Annotated in this window: 15 protein-coding genes; 9 read left to right on the top strand and 6 right to left on the bottom strand. The window is 68.1% G+C overall.

Features of this window, described 5'->3' with window-relative positions; genetic code table 11:
* Positions 1-38 precede the first annotated feature (38 nt).
* The 4 genes from WFH23_RS09620 to WFH23_RS09635 all read left to right on the top strand — a co-directional run bounded on the left by WFH23_RS09620 (position 39) and on the right by WFH23_RS09635 (position 4875).
* The gene (locus tag WFH23_RS09620; protein ID WP_336662354.1) at positions 39-1079 is read left to right on the top strand and encodes an ABC transporter substrate-binding protein; all 1041 of its coding nucleotides are present in this window, start codon (positions 39-41) and stop codon (positions 1077-1079) included.
* Positions 1080-1153: 74 nt separating this feature from the next.
* The gene (locus tag WFH23_RS09625) at positions 1154-2194 is read left to right on the top strand and encodes a transporter substrate-binding domain-containing protein (protein ID WP_336662355.1); all 1041 of its coding nucleotides are present in this window, start codon (positions 1154-1156) and stop codon (positions 2192-2194) included.
* A complete protein-coding gene (locus tag WFH23_RS09630) occupies positions 2191-4239 on the top strand; it encodes an FAD/NAD(P)-binding protein (protein ID WP_336662356.1) in 2049 nt (682 codons plus the stop codon). Before WFH23_RS09625 ends, WFH23_RS09630 begins: the two co-directional genes overlap by 4 nt.
* A 36-nt stretch (positions 4240-4275) precedes the next feature.
* Positions 4276-4875, top strand: coding sequence for a GNAT family N-acetyltransferase (locus tag WFH23_RS09635; protein WP_090146032.1), 600 nt, complete (start codon positions 4276-4278; stop codon positions 4873-4875).
* Between the two features lie 4 nt (positions 4876-4879).
* Here the strand turns inward: WFH23_RS09635 and WFH23_RS09640 are convergent, their stop codons facing one another.
* Positions 4880-5470 (bottom strand): TetR/AcrR family transcriptional regulator C-terminal ligand-binding domain-containing protein, encoded by a 591-nt coding sequence (locus WFH23_RS09640; RefSeq protein ID WP_090146034.1) that lies wholly within the window; start codon positions 5468-5470, stop codon positions 4880-4882.
* Between the two features lie 107 nt (positions 5471-5577).
* Between WFH23_RS09640 and WFH23_RS09645 the strand changes: the two genes are divergently transcribed.
* On the top strand, positions 5578-8106 hold the full coding sequence (locus WFH23_RS09645; RefSeq protein ID WP_336662357.1) for an MMPL family transporter: 2529 nt from the start codon (positions 5578-5580) through the stop codon (positions 8104-8106).
* Positions 8107-8267: 161 nt separating this feature from the next.
* Here WFH23_RS09645 and WFH23_RS09650 read toward each other — a convergent pair whose 3' ends face one another.
* The 5 genes from WFH23_RS09650 to WFH23_RS09670 all read right to left on the bottom strand — a co-directional run bounded on the left by WFH23_RS09650 (position 8268) and on the right by WFH23_RS09670 (position 15156).
* Positions 8268-9203 (bottom strand): hypothetical protein, encoded by a 936-nt coding sequence (locus WFH23_RS09650; protein WP_336662358.1) that lies wholly within the window; start codon positions 9201-9203, stop codon positions 8268-8270.
* 313 nt (positions 9204-9516) lie between these two features.
* Positions 9517-10782 carry an alpha-hydroxy acid oxidase gene (locus tag WFH23_RS09655; RefSeq protein ID WP_200330553.1) on the bottom strand — a complete coding sequence of 422 codons (1266 nt, stop codon included), beginning with the start codon at positions 10780-10782 and terminating at the stop codon, positions 9517-9519.
* Between the two features lie 9 nt (positions 10783-10791).
* A complete protein-coding gene (locus tag WFH23_RS09660) occupies positions 10792-12285 on the bottom strand; it encodes a rhamnulokinase (RefSeq protein WP_336662359.1) in 1494 nt (497 codons plus the stop codon).
* Complete coding sequence (locus tag WFH23_RS09665; protein WP_336662360.1) at positions 12282-14318, bottom strand: bifunctional aldolase/short-chain dehydrogenase; 2037 nt, start codon at positions 14316-14318, stop codon at positions 12282-12284. The genes WFH23_RS09660 and WFH23_RS09665 overlap by 4 nt, the downstream gene beginning before the upstream one ends.
* Before the next feature lie 76 nt (positions 14319-14394).
* Positions 14395-15156 (bottom strand): DeoR/GlpR family DNA-binding transcription regulator, encoded by a 762-nt coding sequence (locus tag WFH23_RS09670; RefSeq protein ID WP_336662361.1) that lies wholly within the window; start codon positions 15154-15156, stop codon positions 14395-14397.
* Positions 15157-15199: 43 nt separating this feature from the next.
* Between WFH23_RS09670 and WFH23_RS09675 the strand changes: the two genes are divergently transcribed.
* The 4 genes from WFH23_RS09675 (at position 15200) to WFH23_RS09690 (ending at position 19651) form a co-directional block, all read left to right on the top strand.
* Positions 15200-15949: a DeoR/GlpR family DNA-binding transcription regulator gene (locus WFH23_RS09675; protein WP_336662362.1), complete on the top strand. Its 750-nt coding sequence runs from the start codon at positions 15200-15202 to the stop codon at positions 15947-15949.
* 144 nt (positions 15950-16093) lie between these two features.
* Positions 16094-17620, top strand: coding sequence for a sugar ABC transporter ATP-binding protein (locus WFH23_RS09680; RefSeq protein ID WP_336662363.1), 1527 nt, complete (start codon positions 16094-16096; stop codon positions 17618-17620).
* A complete protein-coding gene (locus WFH23_RS09685) occupies positions 17617-18639 on the top strand; it encodes an ABC transporter permease (protein ID WP_200330541.1) in 1023 nt (340 codons plus the stop codon). Before WFH23_RS09680 ends, WFH23_RS09685 begins: the two co-directional genes overlap by 4 nt.
* Before the next feature lie 37 nt (positions 18640-18676).
* Positions 18677-19651 carry a sugar ABC transporter substrate-binding protein gene (locus WFH23_RS09690; protein WP_200330539.1) on the top strand — a complete coding sequence of 325 codons (975 nt, stop codon included), beginning with the start codon at positions 18677-18679 and terminating at the stop codon, positions 19649-19651.
* Positions 19652-19746 lie beyond the last annotated feature (95 nt).

Raw genomic sequence — 19746 nt, forward strand, 5'->3', positions numbered from 1 at the left:
CTGCATCCACCGCATCACCATCACGAAGGACGTCACCCATGCCCACGATCCCCACACCCTCCGCTCCCGCGCCGCGCCTCCGCTCCCGCGTCGCGCTCGTCTCGCTCGCCGTGCTCGCGCTCGCCGGCCTCACCTCCTGCGGTGCGGTCGTGACGGAGGAGGAGCAGGCGAACGCCGCTCCCGGCAGCGCGGCAGATGCAGCGCCCGCCGGCGACTCCCCGTTCGACCTGACCAGCGCGAGCGTCGACGAGCGCCTGCGCATCGATCCCGTGCCAGAGGCGGTTGCCGCACTGGAGGCGAGCGGGTTCGATCCGATCCAGGAGGGCAAGCTGACCGTCGCTCATTCCGCGTACGAGGCACCACTCGGATTCCTGGCCGAGGACGACAACGCGACCCTCCTCGGCATCGAGCCCGACATCGCGAACCTCGTCGCCGACGGGCTCGGCCTCGAGTACGCGCCTGAGAACGTCGCGTGGGCGGACTGGCCGCTCGGCGTCGAGTCGGGCAAGTACGACGTCGTCGTCTCGAACGTGACCGTCACCGAAGAGCGGAAAGACCTGTTCGACTTCGCGACGCACCGCAACGACGTGCTCGCGTTCTCCGTCGCCGCCGACAGCGAGATCGAGGAGATCGCCGAGGCGAAGGATGTCGCCGGACTCACCGTCGTCGTCGGCAGCGGGACGAACCAGGAGAAGATTCTGCTCGACTGGTTCGCGGAGAACGAGCGGAACGGACTCGAACCGGGCGAAGCCGTGTACTACGACGACAACGCCGCAGGCCAGCTGGCGCTCGTATCCGGTCGGGTCGACGCCATTTTCGGGCCGAATCCGACCGCGTCCTACGTCGCCGCGGTGAGCGGTGAATCGAAGGTCGTCGGCACGCTCAACGGAGGGTTTCCCGAGAACGCCCAGATCGGCGTGACCACGGCTCGCGACAACGGGCTCATCGAACCCGTCTCGATCGTGCTGAACGCGATCATCGAGGACGGCACGTACGCGAAAGCCCTCGAACGCTGGGACCTCTCGGACGAGGCCGTCGCCGAGTCTCTCGTCAACCCTCCCGGCCTGCCGCGCCCGTGACCGAGCGCCGCTCCCGTTTCCGCACCCAGCACTCGGTGCCGCGATCCCGCCGCGCCGCATCCGATGGAGATCACATGACCGCCAGTCGCCACCGTTCCCCGCAGCACCACCGTTCCCTCCGGCGCGGTGCGGCCCTGCTCGCCGCGCTCGCAGCGACCGCCTGCGCCCTCACCGCCTGCTCGGCGCTCGTGACCGACGATGAGCAGCGCCGGGGCGCGAGCACCGAATCGACCGCACCTGCTTCCGAAGCCGCCTTCGACCTCGCCACCTCGAACCTCGACACCCGCCCGCACACGGACCCTGTTCCGCAGGCCGTCGAGGCCCTCGCCGCCAGCGGCTTCGAGCCGGCGCAGGCGGGGAAGCTCACCGTCGCCATTCTCGGCGCGGGATCCCCGCCCACCTCCTTCTTCGCAGAGGACGACGCACAGACCATCATCGGCAGCGATCCCGATTTCGGATCCCTGCTCGCCGAGGGGCTCGATCTCGCATACGCGCCCGAGAACGTCGCGTGGGCCGATTGGCCGCTCGGCGTTGAATCGGGCAAGTACGACGTCGCCCTCATCAACATCGGCGTGACCGAGGAGCGGAAGGAGCTCTTCGACTTCGCCACCTATCGCGACGCCGTCATGGCGTTCACCGTGGCGGAGGACTCCGAGGTGACCGAGATCGCGGAGCCGGCCGACGTCTCCGGGATCAAGGTGATCGTGGGCAGCGGGACGAACCAGGAGCAGTACCTGCTCGACTGGTTCGCCCAGAACGAGGAGGCGGGTATCGACCCCGGCGAAGCCGTCTACTACGACGATTCGGCAGCGGGGCTGCTCGCGCTCACCTCGGGCCGCGCCGACGCGAGCATCGAGCCCTACGCGCTGGCCGCCTTCCGGGAGCAGACGCTCGGAGACACGCGCATCGTCGGCGCATTCAACAGTGCCTATCCCGTCGACGGGCAGATCGGCGCCGTGACCGCGAAGGGCAGCGGGCTCGTCGAACCGGTGCAGCTCGTCTTCGCGTCCCTCATCGAGAACGGGCAGTACGACGCGGTGCTCGAGCGCTGGGGGCAGGAGGACGAGGCGATCGCCGAGTCGCTCATCAATCCGCCCGGGCTGCCGAAGCCGTGAGCGACGGGTGGGAGGCCGGCGGAGCGGATCCGGTCGTCGTCGTATGCGTGGGGGCCGGCCCCGCGGCGATCATGCTGCTCGAGCGCCTCATCGCGAACCACGAGCGGGATCGCCCCGGGCTGCCGATCGAGCTGCACCTCGTCGATCCGCACCACCCGGGCGGCGGCCGCATCTGGCGGCGCGATCAGTCGCCGCTGCTCAAACTCAACTCCATGCTCGAAGACGTCGCCTGCTTCACCGACCCCTCCTGCACCCTCGACGGGCCGGTCGCCCCCGGGCTCTCGCTCGCCGAATGGGTGCGGAGCGTGCGCGCAGGCGGGATCCCGATGCCCGAATGGGCCGACGAGGCCGTCGAACGGGAGATCCGTGAGATCGAGGCGCGCGACTTCCCCACTCGACGGCTGAACAGCGCCTACCTCGGATGGGTGTACGAGGAGACGCTGCGTCGCGCGTCCGACCGCTTCACGGTCGAATGGCATCGAGACATCGCTGTCGCGGTCGAGGATCACCAGGACTCCGAGTCGGACCGGTCATCCGTGCACCTCGCATCCGGCGCAGCACTCGACGCCGACATCCTGGTCTACGCACTCGGGCACAACGGCACCGAGCCCTCCTCGGAGTCGAAGCGCCTCGCCGGTTTCGCCCGGCGGAACGGGCTCGAGTACGTGGCGCCCGCGTTCACCGCCGACCTCTCCCTCGACCACCTCCGAGCGGGCACCGATGTGATCGTTCGGGGCATGGGGCTCGCCGCCATCGACCTGATCGTCATGCTCACGAGCGGACGTGGCGGCCGCTTCTTCGAGAACGCTCGCGGCGCATTGCAGTACGCCCCGAGCGGCCGCGAGCCGGTGCTGCATCTCGGCTCGCGCCGCGGTGTGCCCTACCGGTCGAAGATCACGAGCCGCATGGTCGGCGATGCCACCGTGCTCGAATACGTCGGGGCCGAGTTTCGCGCTGCCGTCGAGCACCGTGACGAGCCGCTCGACTTCGAGCGCGACGTCTGGCCGCTCGTCGCCAACGAGTTGATCACCGGGTACTACCGAGAGCTGTTCACCGGTCACGCCGAGCGCGTCGTCGGCGACTGGGCGGCGTTCTGGCCGCTCCTGCGCGCGGCACTCACCCGCGACGGCGGCTACGCCTCAGCAGAACTCGCCGAACTCATCGCGACGCATGTGCCCGATTGCGATGATCGCTTCGATCTCGAAGCCTTCGAGCGTCCGCTCGCCTTCGCGCCAGCGGGCCGCGAGCCGCAGCCGCCCGGTCGTCCCGATGAGTGCACGCCGAGCGGCGACGTGCACCACCGCGTCGTCGAGCACGTCAGCACCGATCTGCGACACCGCACCGCTCAGCGGCACAGCGCCACCCAGGCCCTCTTCATGACCGGCCTGCACGTCTACATCTCGCTCGCCGAGATTCCCCCCGAGCGGTGGAACGCTCGAAGTCGCACACAGCTGCTCCCGCGCCGCTGGCATGCCACATTCAGCTATCTCGCCAGCGGGCCTCCGGGCCACCGGCTCGCAGAGCTCCTCGCCCTCGCCGACGCCGGGGTCGTGCGCTTTCTCGGGGGCGAGCTGCAGGTGAGCGCCGATGAAGACGGCGGGGCCTTCACGGCGACCGGCACCGCCGTAGTGAGCGAGACCGCGGTCGCGAGTGCGAGCATCACCGCGAGCACCCTGATCGACGCCTGGCTGCCCGAGGCTCGAGCGTCGCGCAGCGACAACCCCCTGCTGCGACAGCTGGTGGCGTCTGGGCGCGTCTCCGAGCTCACCGTGGGCGACGCCGGCGCATCGACCACGGGGCAGATCGAGACCGGACCAGGCGGACGCATCCCCGGCCGAACCAGACAGTTCGGGCTGGGTCCGTTCGTCGCCGGACCGACCGGGGGAGCGTTCACCCGGCCCGGGCTCGACTCGCTGCCGTTCCGCATCCACGACCGGGTGGCGCGCGCGATCCTCGCCGAAGCCGCCGAAGCCGCCGAAGCCGCCGAAGCCGCGGAGCAGCGCGCCGTGTCGCACGAGGGCCGGTTCGCAGCGACGCACCGCTGATTGCCGCGAGGCACCAGCCGGTGCAGAATGACGCATATGGCACTCGATCACCCGGGTACGCTCAGCGGCTCTCTCGTCACGCTCGACCCTCTCTCGCTCGACCACCTGGAGGGTCTCGCCGCGGCGAGCTCCGACGGTGAGCTGTGGAAGCTCTGGTACACCACGATCCCGGCACCCGACGAGATGGAGACCGAGATCCGGCGCCGCCTGAGGCTGCAGGACGCGGGTTCGATGCTCCCGTTCACCGCACGTCGCACGGACACGGGCGCGATCATCGGTATGACGACCTTCATGAACATCGATGCGCTCACGCCGCGCGTCGAGATCGGGTCGACCTGGAACGCCGCAAGTGCGCAGGGAACCGGCACCAATCCCGAATCGAAGCTGCTGATGCTGCAGCACGCATTCGAGGTGTGGGGGTGCAGCGCCGTCGAGTTCCGCACCGACCACAACAATCATCAATCGCGCGCAGCGATCGCCCGGCTCGGCGCGAAGCAGGACGGCATCCTGCGCGCCCACCTCCGGCCGGCCGCCGGGTATCAGCGCGACACGGTCGTGTTCTCGATCACCGAGCCAGAGTGGGCGGGCGTGCGGCTCGGGCTCGAGCATCGTCTCGCGAAGCGCCTGGCGGCGTAGCGGTTCAGGGGCTCGGCGGGCCCACGGCGACGGTGACGAGAGCCGCGATCGCGTCATCGTCGAGCGGGGTGCGGCTCAGCGCGCGGAGCAGGAGAGCCCCGACGAGCGCCTCGGAGATGTCGTCGACCGGAGCGCCAGGCGGCAGGTGCGGTTCGCTTCCGAGCGCCGCCGTGAGCCGCGTCGAGACGGCGCCCGACCCCGATCCGGCGATCACGTCGCGCAGACGCTGACCGACATCGGCGTTGTCGGTCGCCGCGGCGATCAGTGAGCGCGCCAGGCTCTCACCCTGCGGGCTGAGCAGGACATCGCCGACGGCGCGCAGCCACGCCGTCAGATCCCGGCGCACATCGCCTGTGTCGGGAACCTCGAGCCGTTCTGCGAGGATCATGCCCTCGAGCAGGGCCTCGGCGATGATCGCGCTCTTCGACTTCCACCACCGGTAGATCGTCTGCTTGCCGACGCCCGCGCGGGAAGCGATGCCCTCGATGGCGAGGTGGTCGTAGCCGCGTTCCGCGAGCATCTCGACGGCTGCCTGCAGAATCGCCTGGCGCGCGGCCTCGCTGCGCACCGGGCCGCTGCGGGATGACGCTGCCACGTGACCTCCATTCAGTAAAGACGAGACGGTCCGTGTTATCTTAGCCCCTGCTGGTCGACGACGATGGCGGCCCGCCTGATGCGGCCGCCGCGAACTGGGGAGATTGCATGGCCGAGTTGCTGCACCGACTGGGAACCTTCGCCGCGAAACGCGCGTGGACGGTGATTCTCGCGTGGATCGTCATCCTCGGCATCGCCGTCGGCGGGTTCCTCATCGGGTTCAAGGGCCTGAGCTCCAGCTTCGACGTTCCCGGAACCGCCTCCGGCGAGGTGCTCGAGGAGCTCGAAGCATCACTCCCCGACTTCAGCGGCGCCTCGGGAACGGTCGTGTTCCACTCCGAGGACGGGGCGCCGCTCACCGACGCTCAGCGATCCGACATCTCGGAGCTGGCCGAGGCAGCGAAAGACCTGCCCGACGTGGCAGACGTCATCGACCCGTTCGAAGCCCAGCAGCAACTCGAAGACCAGCAGCAGCAGATCGTCGACGGACGCCAGCAGATCGCAGACGGGCGAGCGCAAGCCGAAGCCGGTCAGCAGCAGCTCGACGCCGCCCGCGCGCAGATCGCCGAGGGGCAGGCGCAACTCGACGCGGCCGGCGCCCAGCTGGCAGCGATCGAGATGCCAGAAGAAGCGCGAGCGCCCCAGCTCGCACAGCTCGAAGCGCAGCAGCAGCAGCTCGACGCCGGGAACGCCGAGCTCGACGCGCAGCAGGAGCAGCTCGACGCCGGCATCGCCGAACTCGACGAGAACCAGGCGAAGCTCGAACAGGGCGCGGAGCTCGCCTCCTACGCCGAGAAGATCGGCGTCGTATCGGCCGATGAGGCGACCGCGCTCGTGAACGTCTCCTTCACGGAGCCCCGGCTCGACCTCTCGCAGGAGACGAAGGACGCGGTGGTCGAGCACTTCGAAGGCACGCCCGTCGACGGGGTGCAGGTCGCGATCTCCACCGACATCTCGCAGGGCGTGCCCGAGATCCTCGGCGTCGGCGAGGCGGTCGGCGTCGTCATCGCGGCCATCGTGCTCATCGTCGTGCTCGGCTCGATCCTCGCCGCCGCCTTCCCCATCGTCACCGCACTCGTCGGCGTCGGCATCGGAGCCATGGCGACGCTCGCGTTCTCCGGCGTGACGCAGATGGCCTCGGTCACCCCGATCCTCGGAGTGATGCTCGGCCTCGCCGTCGGCATCGACTACTCCCTCTTCATCCTGTACCGGCACCGCAAGCAGATGCTGCAGGGCGCCGGCGTCGTCGAATCGATCGGGCTCGCCAACGGCACCGCGGGCAACGCGGTCGTGTTCGCAGGCACCACCGTGATCGTCGCCCTGCTCGCGCTGAACATCACGGGAATCCCATTCCTCGGCCTCATGGGCACGGCAGGCGCCGTCAGCGTCGCCGTCGCAGTGCTCATCGCGATCTCCCTCACCCCGGCGCTGCTCGGTCTCGCCGGCACGCGCCTGCTGAGCAAGAAGGCCCGTGCGCGGGCTTCGATCGCAGCGGCCGGCGAACCGGGCACCGCCCCCGATGTGAATCGCGGCGTGAAGCCCATGACGAACCTGCGCGCCGTCGTCACGGCGGTCGTCGCCACGGTCGTGCTGCTCGTCATCGCGATCCCGTCGATGTCGATGCGTCTCGGTCTGCCCGACGGCGGGTCGGAGGCCGAAGGCTCGACCGCCTACGAGGCGTACACGCTGACCGACGAGGCGTTCGGCGAGGGCGTGAACGGGCCGCTGCTCATCACCGCAGACCTGCCCGAGGGGCTCGACGACGACGGAGTGCTCGACGCGCAGCTCGCCGTCGCACGCGAGCTCGCCTCGATGGACGACATCGATGCGATCGCTCCGGTTGCCGTCTCGGACGACCACCGTCTCACCGCCTTCCAGGTCGTGCCGGCCGAGGGGCCGAACAGTCTGTCAACCGAGACCCTCGTGCGCGACCTCCGCGAACTCCCGCCCGTCGACGGCGAGATCGCGCTCGGGGTGGCCGGCCAGGCCGCCATCAACATCGACATCTCGGAAGGGCTGCAGGAGGTGCTGCCGCTGTACCTCGTCGTCGTCGTCGGCCTCTCCTTCCTCATCATGGTGATGGTGTTCCGCTCCCTCGTCGTGCCTCTCATCGCGACCGGCGGCTTCGTGCTGTCGCTCTTCGCGACCTACGGGGCCGTCACCGCGGTGTTCCAGTGGGGCTGGCTCGGCGAGTGGCTCGGGGTGCACAACCCCGGCCCGATCCTCAGCTTCCTGCCCGTGATTCTCGTCGGCATCCTGTTCGGGCTCGCGATGGACTACCAGCTCTTCCTCGCGACCGGCATGCGCGAGGCCTACGCCCACGGGGCGCCCGCGAAGCTCGCTGTCGCGCAGGGATTCCGGGCCGGGCGGACCGTCGTCATCGCGGCGGCCATCATCATGGTGGCCGTATTCGGCGGGTTCATCGCATCGGATTCGGTGATGATCAAGTCGATGGGCTTCGGCCTGGCGCTCGGCGTGCTGCTCGACGCGATCGTCGTGCGCATGCTGCTCGTGCCCGCGCTGATGCATCTCGTCGGGCGCGGCGCCTGGTGGCTGCCGAAGTGGCTCGACCGCATCATCCCGAACGTCGACGTCGAGGGGTCGGCGCTGGAGCGCCGCCACCCCGTGCACCACTAGCGGCGCGGCGCTGCCGCGGCCGCGCTGCCGCGCTGCCGCTGCCTCCTCAATCTGCGAGCGGGGTCACTTTGGGAGTGTGTCGCTCAGGAATGATCTATGACACGCTCCCAAAGTGACCCGCCGAGGAGAAATGGGTGGTCGCTCAGGCGACGCTGGTCTCCCTATCCGAGGTGTGCCCGCGCAGCTTCTATCGCCATGCCGAGGCCGACGAAGAAGCTGTGCGGGTCGTCGACGTCGGAGTCGAGAACTTGCAGAACAGTCCAACCTGCTTCGACCATGCTGCGGCGCCGTTGCAAGTCGAACCGCGCTTGATCGGGGCTCGAGAAGTGGTATCGACCTTCGTACTCAATCGCGATACGCAGTTCGGGGTAGCCGAGATCGGCATGGAACGTCCGTGCTCGCGTCGGCACAGGACAATTCACTTTCGGCTCCTCGAAGCCGGCAAGAATGATAGCAATTCGCAGAAAGCTTTCCGGAGGAGAATCGACCGGCGCGCGGAGTAGCGCGAGTGCGCGCGTGCGGAGTGGTCCGCCCACCGTGGTCCGATGGCGCTGATGAGCATGTCGGAGCTCCTCGAGCGAGCTGAGTGGTGCGGCCCGCCCGCCCGGTGCGCCTCGGATTCGCGCGCCGGAGATCAGAAAATCTCCCGCGGCGACGAGGCCGGCGAGTGTAGTCACCGGGCCGAGCTGGCACCAGATATCACTGGCGGACGGAAGGGTGAGGCCGTGGTTTTCGGTCCACTGGAGTATCCCGCTCTTCACTCGGTGACCGTCGATGAGACGGTGCCGGGGTGCGCGTTGCGGCCAAAAGGAAGCGACATCGACGAGCCCCTGAGGGTGCGGTGGATGCGGAATCTCTAGCAGTGCTGCGGCAGATCGACGCGACAGGAAGAACTCCTGCCTGAGCGTCATTCCCACCGCGATGCAACGGTCGCGGTAGCTGAAATCGTCGTACTCGAAATTCGGGTGCAGCACGATCCCGCGCCCGATCCGGCGCACATCTTTTGCACCGAGACGTTTCGAATGCACTCCGGCCTGAATCAGCTCCGCGGAGCGGTAGGCGCCGGGAGGAACATTGATGGTGTGCCGCCGTGACATAGTGCAAGCATCACTCTGCGCGGAATATGCCTGAGTCGAATATCAGTCTTGGTGGATATGTGGCGCGGATTCAGCGCTCCGGCAGGATGTGGGGGGAGAACCGCTGCACCCGGGGGAGGGTGCTAAGCACGCCCCTTTCCCCCGCCCCCATCGCTTCCGTTGTTCGAGCCGGGTCACTTTCGGAGCGTGTCGACACGCTCCAGAAATGCGACACGCTCCCAAAGTGACCCGGCTCGTTGAAGTGCGGCGCGCCGCGGCCGCAGCGCAGCGGGGCGCAGCCGCGGCCGCGACCGCCGCCGCCCCAAGCGCAGCGCTACGCGCCAGCGCGGGCGCGGGCCGCGGCGCCGTGCTCGAGCGGTGCGAGGCGCTGCAGTTGGGTGACGTGGGCGGGCTCGAGCTCCGCGATCGAGGCGACGCCGAGCAGCTTCATGGTGCGCTCGATCTCGTCGCGCAGGATCGCGATCGTGCGATCGACCCCGGCTCGCCCGCCGGCCATGAGCCCGTAGAGGTAGGCGCGTCCGATGAGGGTGAACTTCGCCCCGAGTGCGATCGATGCGACGATGTCGGCGCCGTTCATGATGCCGGTGTCGACCATCACCGTCGCGTCGCGACCGACCTCGCGCACGACCTGCGGCAGGAGGTGGAACGGGATCGGCGCTCGGTCGAGCTGGCGGCCGCCGTGGTTCGACAGGATGATGCCGTCGACGCCGAGGTCGATGAGCTTCGCCGCGTCCTCGACGGTCTGCACGCCCTTCACGACGAGCTTGCCGGGCCACATCTCGCGGATCACCTTGAGGTCTTCGTAGCTGATGGTGGGATCCATCGCGGCGTCGAGCAGCTCGCCGACGGTGCCGCCGGTCGTGGAGAGTGACGCGAATTCGAGCTTGGGGGTGGTGAGGAAGTCGACCCACCACCACGGCCGGGGGATCGCGTTCACGATGGTGCCGAGGGTGAGCTGCGGCGGGATGGAGAATCCGTTGCGCTTGTCGCGCAGCCGAGCTCCGGCGACGGGCGTGTCGACGGTGAACTGCAGGGTGTCGAATCCGGCCTCCGCGGCGCGGCGCACGAGGCCGTAGGAGATCTCGCGATCCTTCATCACATACAGCTGGAACCAGTTGCGGCCGTGGGGGTTGGCTGCTTTCACGTCTTCGATCGACGTGGTGCCGAGGGTGGAGAGCGTGAACGGGATGCCCGCGGCTCCGGCGGCGCCGGCTCCCGCGGTCTCGCCTTCGGTCTGCATGAGGCGGGTGAACCCGGTCGGGGCGATGCCGAAGGGCAGGGCTGAGGATCCGCCGAGGACCTGCACCGAGGTGTCGACGTTCGCGGCGGGCTTCAGGATGCCGGGGTGGAACTCGACGTCCTCGAACGCCTGACGCGCGCGGGCGAGGGAGAGCTCGCCCTCTGCGGCGCCATCGGTGTAGTCGAACGCCGCTTTGGGAGTGCGGCGCTTCGCGATGGTGCGCAGGTCGTTGATGGTGAGCGCGGAGTCGAGGCGGCGCTTCTTGCCGTCGAACTCGGGGCGCTTGAACTGCATGAGGTCGAGAAGTTCGGAGGGGTTGGGGAGTTGACGGGTAACCATGACTGAAACCTAACGCGAAGCGGGGGTGTAACGGATGGGGGCGGTGGATCGGGCCACGACGGCGCGCAGCTCGGCGAGGCCCGGGCCGATGAGGCCGAGCGTCTGCGCCTGGATGAGCAGGTTGCCCATCGCGGTCGCTTCGACGGGGCCGGCGAGCACTTCGAGGCCGGATCGGTCGGCGAGGCGCTGGCAGAGCAGCGTGTTCTGCGAGCCGCCGCCGACGACGTGGATGGTCGAGACCTCGCGATCCGCCAGTCGGCTCGCCGTCTCCACGGCGTCGGCGAATGCCACGGCGAGGCTCTCCGTGATCGAGCGGACGATCTCGGCCCGCCCCTCGGGTGCGCGTTCGCCGCGTGCTTCGAACCAGCGCACGATGCGGTCGGGCAGGTCGCCGGGCGGCATGAACTGGGGGTCGTTCGCGTCGAAGACGGGGATGGGGCCGGTGACCGATGCTGCCTCGGCGAGCAGTTCGCCGAGCAGGCTGGATCGCTGCGCGTTGGTCGCACCGGGCTCCCAGTGCCGCAGCGACTCCGAGAACAGCCATGTGCCCATGACGTTGTGCAGGAATCGCGTGGTGCCCTCGATGCCGCCCTCGTTGGTGAAGTTCGCGAGGCGGGCGGCGTCGGTGAGCACGGGAGCATCGAGTTCGAGGCCGACGAGGCCCCAGGTCCCGCACGAGATGTAGGCGAAGTCGGATCGCGTGGCCGGTACCGCTGCGACGGCAGAGGCTGTGTCGTGCGAGGCGACCGCGACGACGTCGATCGCCCGACCGATGACCTTCGCTGCGTCTCCGGTGACGGGCCCGAGGCGGGTGCCCGCCTCGATGAGCTGCGGCAGGATGCGCGCGGGAATGCCCGCCTCTTCCGCGAGTTCGAGATCCCATTCGCGTGTTCGCGGATCGAGCAGCCCGGTGGTCGATGCGTTGCTGCGCTCCGCGGCCTCCACTCCGGTGAGCCAGTAGTTCAACAGGTCCGGCACGAGCAGTGCGCGGTCGGCCACGTCGAGCAGGCCGTCTTCTGCGGCGAGCTGGAAGATCGTGTTGAAGGTGAGATGCTGCAGGCCGTTGCGGGCGTAGAGGCGCTCGGCCGGTACGCGCGCGTGCACGGCTGCGACGCCGGCTTCGCAGCGCGCATCGCGGTAGTGGTAGGGGATGCCGAGCAGGCGGCCGTGACGCAGCAGGCCGTAGTCGACCGCCCACGAGTCGATGCCGATCGATGCGATCTCCCCGGGGGCGCTGCGCTCGGCGGCGGCGAGCCCCTGCAGTGCCTGGTGGTAGAGCTCGAGGAAGTTCCAGTGCAGGCCGTCGCTCGTGCGCACGGGGTCGTTCGCGAAGCGCGCCACGTGCTGGGTGCGGAGTTCGGCTCCGTCTGGGCCGTGCGCGATGCGGCCGACGATGACGCGCCCGCTCGTCGCCCCGAGGTCGACTGCTGCGACGGCGCGACCGGCGGCCGGAGCGCCGACGTCGGCGCCGCCGACCGCCGATCCTGCAGCCGCGTCGCTCATCGCAGGAACGCCGCGGCGACGCCGGAATCGACGGGGATGTGGAGACCGGTGGTGCGCGTCAGCTCGGGGCCGGTGAGCACGTAGACCGCGTCGGCGACGTTCTCGGGCACGACCTCGCGCTTCAGGATGGTGCGGTTCGCGTAGAACTGGCCGAGATCCTCTTCCTTGACGCCGTAGGTCGCGGCGCGGTTGGCGCCCCACCCCGCTGCGAAGATCCCGGATCCGCGCACGACGCCGTCGGGGTTGATGCCGTTGACGCGGATGCCGTGCTCGCCGAGTTCGACGGCGAGGAGCCGCACCTGGTGGGCCTGGTCGGCCTTGGTGGCGGAGTACGCGATGTTGTTCGGGCCGGCGAAGACGCTGTTCTTGGAGGAGATGTAGATGACGTCGCCTCCGAGCTTCTGCGCAATCATGGCGCGTGCGGCGGCCTGGGCGACGAGGAAAGAGCCCTTCGCCATGACGTCGTGCTGCAGGTTCCAGTCGGCTTCGGTGGTGTCGAGCAGGGATTTCGAGAGCGAGAGCCCGGCGTTGTTGACGACGAGGTCGATGCCGCCGAATGCGAGCACCGCGGCGTCGATCGCGCCCTGTACGGCTGCCGCGTCGGCGACGTTCGCTGCCACGCCGATGGCGACGTCTGCATTCCCGAGCTCGGCTGCTGCGGCCTGCGCCTTCTCGAGGTCGAGATCGGCCACGACGACGCACGCGCCCTCGGCGGCGAGGCGCGTTGCGATCGCCTTCCCGATGCCGGAGGCGGCGCCGGTGACGAAGGCGATGCGGCCCTGGTGCGACTTCGGTTTCGGCATGCGCTGGAGTTTGGCCTCCTCGAGGGCCCAGTACTCGATGCGGAATTTCTCTGCGTCGCTGATGGGGGCGTAGGTGGAGAGCGACTCGGCACCGCGCATGACGTTGATGGCGTTGACGTAGAACTCGCCGGCGACGCGGGCGGTCTGCTTGTTCGCGCCGTAGCTGAACATGCCGACGCCCGGGATGAGCACGATGAGCGGATCGGCGCCGCGCATGGCGGGGCTCGTCTCGTCGGCGTGCGCCTCGTAGTAGGCGCGGTAGTCCTCACGGTATGCCGCGTGCAGTTCGTGCAGGCGGGCGATCTGCTCCTCGGCCGTCGCGGTCGCGGGCAGGTCGAGCACGAGCGGCTTCACCTTTGTACGCAGGAAGTGGTCGGGGCAGCTCGTGCCGAGCGCCGCGAGCGGGGCGAGCTTCTCGCGGGACAGGAAGTCGAGCACGGCGTCGGAGTCAGTGAAGTGCCCGACCATCGGCTTGTCGGTGCTCGCGATTCCCCGCACCACCGGCGCGAGCTGGGCTGCGCGGGCGCGGCGCTCGGTCTCGGGAAGAGGCTCGAATCCGGCGACGACGCCGCCGAAGGGTTCGGGTGCGCCGTGCTCGGCGATGTAGGCGGCAGCGGTGTCGATGATCCAGAGCGAATTCCGCTCGCTCTCCTCGCTCGTGTCGCCCCAGGCCGTGATGCCGTGGCCGCCGAGGATGCAGCCGATCGCCTCGGGATGCTCCGCCTTGATGGCGGCGATGTCGAGGCCGAGCTGGAAGCCGGGGCGGCGCCAGGGCACCCACACGACCTTGTCGCCGAAGATCTTCGCGGTGAGCGCTTCGCCGTCGGCTGCGGTCGCGATCGCGATGCCGGAGTCGGGGTGCAAGTGGTCGACGTGGGCCGCGTCGACGAGGCCGTGCATTGCGGTGTCGATCGACGGCGCCGCGCCGCCCTTGCCGTGGAGGCAGTAGTCGAGGGCCGCGACCATTTCGTCTTCGCGCTCGAGGCCGGGGTAGACGTTCACGAGTGCGCGCAGGCGGTCGATGCGCAGCGCCGAGAGCCCGGCGGCGGTGAGCGTGCCGAGGTCGCCGCCGGAGCCCTTGACCCACATGAGTTCGACGTCTTCGCCGGTCACGGGATCGGTGGTGAACCCCTTCGCCGACGTGTTGCCGCCCGCGAAGTTCGTGTTCTTCTTATCTGCGCCGAGTCGGTTCGAGCGGGCGATGAGTGCCTGGGCGGTGGGGTCGGTCATGGGTGCCTCCGGAGCTGCCGTTTGTTGCTTCGTGTGAATTTAACACGAAATAACATGGCCGACAAGCGATCGTGCATCATCGGATCTCGACGAGGTCCCGATACGGATCGAGCCTGGGATCTGCGGGGTCGAGTTCGGTGATGAGCGTCGAAACGGCGGAGAGTTCGAGCGCCATGCCGGTCGAGCGCTTTCCGAGCTTCGACGAGTCGGCGCAGAGCACGGTCGCGTCGGCGGACTGCGCGAGGTGGCGCTTCACCTCGGCTTCCGCGAGCGACGCTTCTGAGGTGCCTCCCTCCGGGCTGATCCCGTCGGAGGAGGTGAAGAACACGCGCGTGTGCAGGAGGCGCGCTCCGGCGTTCGCAATCGGGCCGACCAGGCTGCCGGTGATCGCCTCGTGCGCGCCGCCCGTCAACTGGGCCTCCACGCCGCCGAGACGCGCGAGCAATTCGAAGGTCTGGACGGAGTTGGTGCACGCGGTGAGCGCGCCGTGATCGCCGAGCATCTCAGCGAGGGCGTTGACCGTCGTCGATGCATCGAGGGCGATCGCACCTCGACGGGGCACGAGATCGAGTGCCTTGCGCGCGATCGCGCGCTTCGCGCTCCCACGGGTCGCAAGCCGTTCGTCGTAGCTGCGCGGGCCGGTGGCGGGCACGGCGCCCCCGCGCACCCGTCGCACCGATCCCTCGACCTCGAGCATCTCCAGGTCGCGCCGAATGGTCATCGTCGAGACGTCGAACTGCGTCGCGGCCTGATCGATGGAGATCTCACCCGCGGTGCGCGCGAGTTCGACGAGTTCTCTGCGCCGCCGCTCTCCCTCGATGCTTCCGTTCACGGCCATGTCTCTGAGCTTAGTGACCCGGCGCTACTACGCTAGGACCACCATGGTCTCCCTCGCCGCCGAAGAACGACGCGCCTGGCTGCTGCAGCGGCTCAGTGCGCTCCAGCGCGTCTCGCTGGCCGAGGCCGCATCGGAGCTGGGCGTCAGCGAGATGACCGTTCGCCGGGACCTCGACGGCCTGGAGCTGGGCGGCACCGTTCGCCGAGTGCGCGGCGGCGCCATGTACACCGGTCCCGTGAGCTTTCACGGCCGCGAGCAGTCTCAGGCCGCCGAGAAGGCGGCCATCGCCGAGAAGCTGCTTCCGCTCGTGCCGACCAGCGGAATGATCGCGCTCGACTCGTCGACCACGATGCATCAGCTCGCTCAGCGCATCTCCGGGTCGGGAGACCTCACCGTCGTCACGAACGGGATGCTCACCTTCCAGGCGCTCCAGGAGCGGCCCGGCTTGACCGCCGTGCTCACCGGGGGAGCGGCCGACCGGCGAAGCGACTCGCTGGTGGGGCCCGTCACCACGGGCTTCGTCTCCCGCGTCCACTTCTCGGCGTTCTTCGCGTCTGCCGCTTCTCTGGACGAGCGGGGCTGCCATGAGAGCACGCTCGAGGAGGCCGAGGTGAAGCGGGCGATCGCGCGTGCTTCGGAGCGCGTGCTGATCGGCGTGCACAGCGAGAAGCTCGGAAGTGTCTCCGTCGCGCACGCCGTTGATATCGATGAGATCGACACCCTCGCGACCGAGCTCGCCCCCAATGCTCGTGATCTCGCGGCGTTCCGCCGCCTCGTCTCCGACTTGCGCTGACGCGCCGAGGCGGTGTTCCGGGTCCGTGGCGCCTGGGCGCGCCGTTGCGTCATCGTTACTTCACAAAAGTTGACAAAACCTCACATCTTGTAACACACTCATGTCTTGAAGGTGACGCCACGATGACGTGAGGAGCGTGCAGCAATGTCCCTACAGGACGTATCGACGGCCACCGGCCGCGGCGCAGGTCTGTCATTGCAGGTCGACCGGCTGGTGAAGGAATACCCCGGGGTTCGCGCACTCGACGGCGTCAGTCTCGACCTGCGGCCCGGTGAGGTGCACGCGATCATCGGCGAGAACGGTGCGGGCAAGTCGACGCTCATCAAGACCCTCTCGGGCGCCATCGCTCCGACCAGCGGCACGATCACGGTCGACGGCGAAACGCACGAGCGGCTCACGCCTCAACTGGCCAGGGAGCTCGGGATCGCGGTGATCTACCAAGAGTTCACGCTCTTCCCGAACCTCAGCGCATCCGAGAACGTCTTTCTCGGAGAGTTCATCATGAAGGGGCCGGTGCTCGACCGCAAGACCATGGCGGCGAGATCGCGTTCGCTCTTCGAGCGACTCGGAGTATCGATCGCGCCGAACGCCCTCGTCGAGACGCTCACCACCGGCTACCAGCAGATCGTCGAGATCGCGAAAGCGCTGTCGAAGGAGGCGAAGCTGCTCATCATGGACGAGCCGTCAGCGCCGCTCACCGCCTCCGAGGTCGACGCCATGTTCGCGATCGTCGACGTGCTCAAGCGCGAGGGCATGACCATCGTCTACATCTCGCACCGCATGGAAGAGGTCTTCCGGCTCTCTGATCGGGTCACCGTGCTGCGCGACGGTCAGTACGTCGGCACGGTCGACACCCCCGCCACCACGAAGCGCGAACTCATCTCGATGATGGTCGGCCGTGAGCTCGGGGAAGACTACCCGACGCGCACGAACGTGCTGACCGAACCATCGCTGACGGTGACCGGCTTGACCGGCAACGGCGTGCGCGACATCAGCTTCGTCGCGCGAAAGGGAGAGATCCTCGGGTTCGCGGGGTTGATCGGCGCCGGTCGCACCGAGCTCATGGAGCTCGTCTTCGGGGCGAAACGGCCGGAATCCGGCACGGTCGACCTGCACGGCAACTCGGTGCTCTCGCTCAACCCCATCGCGGCGATCAGGAACGGCATCGCCTTGGTCCCTGAAGACCGCAAACGGCACGGCCTGATCCTCGAGTTCTCGATCGAGCAGAACATCTCCCTGCCACGGCTCCCGGCGATGTCGCGCGCCGGCGTCATCTCGACCGCGGCCGAGCGCGAACTCTCCGACCGCTACATGCGCGAGCTGCGCATCAAGGCGCCGAGCGGCGCCGAGATCGTCGGCAATCTGAGCGGCGGCAATCAGCAGAAGGTCGTGCTCGCGAAGTGGCTGGCCACGAGCCCGGAAGTGCTCATCTTCGATGAACCCACCCGGGGCATCGACATCGGGGCGCGGCATGAGATCTACCTGATCATGAACCGGCTCGCGGAGGAGGGGAAGACGATCCTGATGATCTCCTCCGATATGGAAGAGCTCATCGGCATGTCCGACCGGGTCGTCGTGCTGCAGGAGGGCCTGCAACGCGGGCTGCTCGAATCGGAAGACATCACTCAGGAAGCCATCCTCACGCTGGCTTCGGAAGGAGACCTCGCATGATCTCGAAGTTCCGACCGCGACTGCACGAGCTCGGGATCGTGCTGGTGCTGGTGCTGCTCATCATCGGTTTCAGCGCGCTCTCCCCGAACTTCTTGGACGCGAACAACCTGTTCAACATTCTTCGCCAGGTCACGACGCTCGGGATCGTGGCCGTCGGATTCGCGTTCGTGCTGCTGACCGGCGGCATCGACCTCTCCGTCGGCTACCAGATCTCGTTGTACGTCGTCGTGTGCGGCATCATGATGGCGCAATTCGACGTTCCCTGGCCGCTCGCAATCGTACTCGTGCTCGTGCTCGGCGTCGTGATCGGGCTGATCAACGGGCTGATCATCACCCTGACGGGTGTGGCCCCGCTGATCGTCACCCTCTCCATGATGACGATCCTCAACGGCGTCAGCTACCTGCTCTCCAAGGGCCTGCCGATCTCCGGCTTCCCGAGCGGCTTCTCCGTGCTCGGGCAGGGTGCCGTCATCGGCATCCCGATCTCCGTGATCGTGCTCGCCCTCGTCTGGGCGATCGGGTACTTCATCGCGAATCAGACCTACATCGGTCGGTACTTCTACGCGATCGGCAACAACGTCGAGGCGGCGCGCCTGTCCGGTGTGAATACGCGACGCACCCTGCTGCTCGTCTACGCAGTGAGCGGCCTCTTCACCGCCGTCGGCGCGATCCTGCTGCTGTCTCGACTGAACTCGGCGCAGTCGGCCACCGGAGCCGGGTTCGAATTCAGCGTGCTGACCGCGTGCGTGCTCGGCGGCGTGAGCGTCATGGGCGGGCGCGGGAGCCTGTTCGGTGCGTTCATCGGCGTGCTCATCGTCGGCGTGCTCGACAACGGTCTCGTGCTGCTCAACGTCAGCGAGTACGTGCAGCTCGTGATCAAGGGCCTCATCCTGCTGGTCGCGGTGATCTACGACGCCACCTCGAAGCGCTCCGGCGGGCGGCGCAAGCAGATCGGTGGCGTGTCCATCTCACGAGGGCCGACGGCTGAACCGAAGACCGCGACCGTCCCCCTCTCCTGAACCCTCCGTTCTCGCGGAAACCAACGAAAGGAACCCCATGAAGAAGATCACTGCGATTGCGGCGACAGGAGCACTGCTGCTCGGTCTCGCAGCGTGCAGCTCCGGCGGGAGCAGCGCCGCTCCGTCCGACACCGAATTCTCGGTCGGCGTCACATTCTCCGATCTCTCCAATCCCGTCTGGGCTGAGCTCGTGCAGGAGGCGCAGTCCTACGGCGCCGAGGAAGGCGTCGAGGTCAACTACGTCGACGCCAAGAGCGATGCAGCCACGCAGGTGACGCAGATCGAGAACTTCATCCAGCAGGATGTGGACGCGATCATCATCTGCGCCGTCGATTCGGAATCGCTCAAGGCGGCGACGCAGAAGGCGCAGGACGCGGGTATCAAGATCGTCGGGTACACCCAGGTGCTCGACAACTACGACGCCCAGTACCTGGTCGACGCATACGAGACCGGGTACGCGAACGGCGAAGCCGCTGCGGAGTGGATCAACGAGAACTACGGCGATGAGGACGTCGTCGAGTGGGCGCTGATGGACCTGCCGACGTTCCCCGAGATCATCGATCGCGCGAACGGCATCAAGGACGCCGTGGAGGAGATCGCGCCGAACGCCGAACTCGTCGCGACGAACTCCGCGCTGACCGCCGAGGAGGGCGTGACGAACGCCGAGAACTTCCTGCAGGCCAACCCCGATCTGAAGATGATCGCCACGATCGGCGGCGGCGGCGCGCAGGGCGGCAACGAGGGAGTCAAGGCGAGCGGGATCACCGACTTCGACTCCTTCGGACTGTTCGGGATCGACGCCACCCAGATCGAGATCGAGAACATCATCAAGGGCGACCCGCAGAAGAGCTCCATCAGTCTCGGCGGCGGCAAAGCGCACGGGCGGACGCTGATCGACATCACCTCCGACCTGCTGAACGGCGAAGAGGTCGAGAAGGACCAGTTCATGCCGATCACCGTGATCGACGAGAGCAACGCGCAGGACTACTTCGACGAGATGTTCGGCGGCTAATCAGATATCGGGGGCGGCGCGAACCGGATCGGGTCGCGCCGCCCTGTCACTGCCAGCACCGTCGCGCGACGGCAGGCGAACGTCGAGGAGACAGA

The sequence above is a fragment of the Leucobacter sp. USHLN154 genome (assembly GCF_037145595.1).
In the GTDB taxonomy this organism is placed as follows: Bacteria; Actinomycetota; Actinomycetes; order Actinomycetales; family Microbacteriaceae; genus Leucobacter; species Leucobacter alluvii.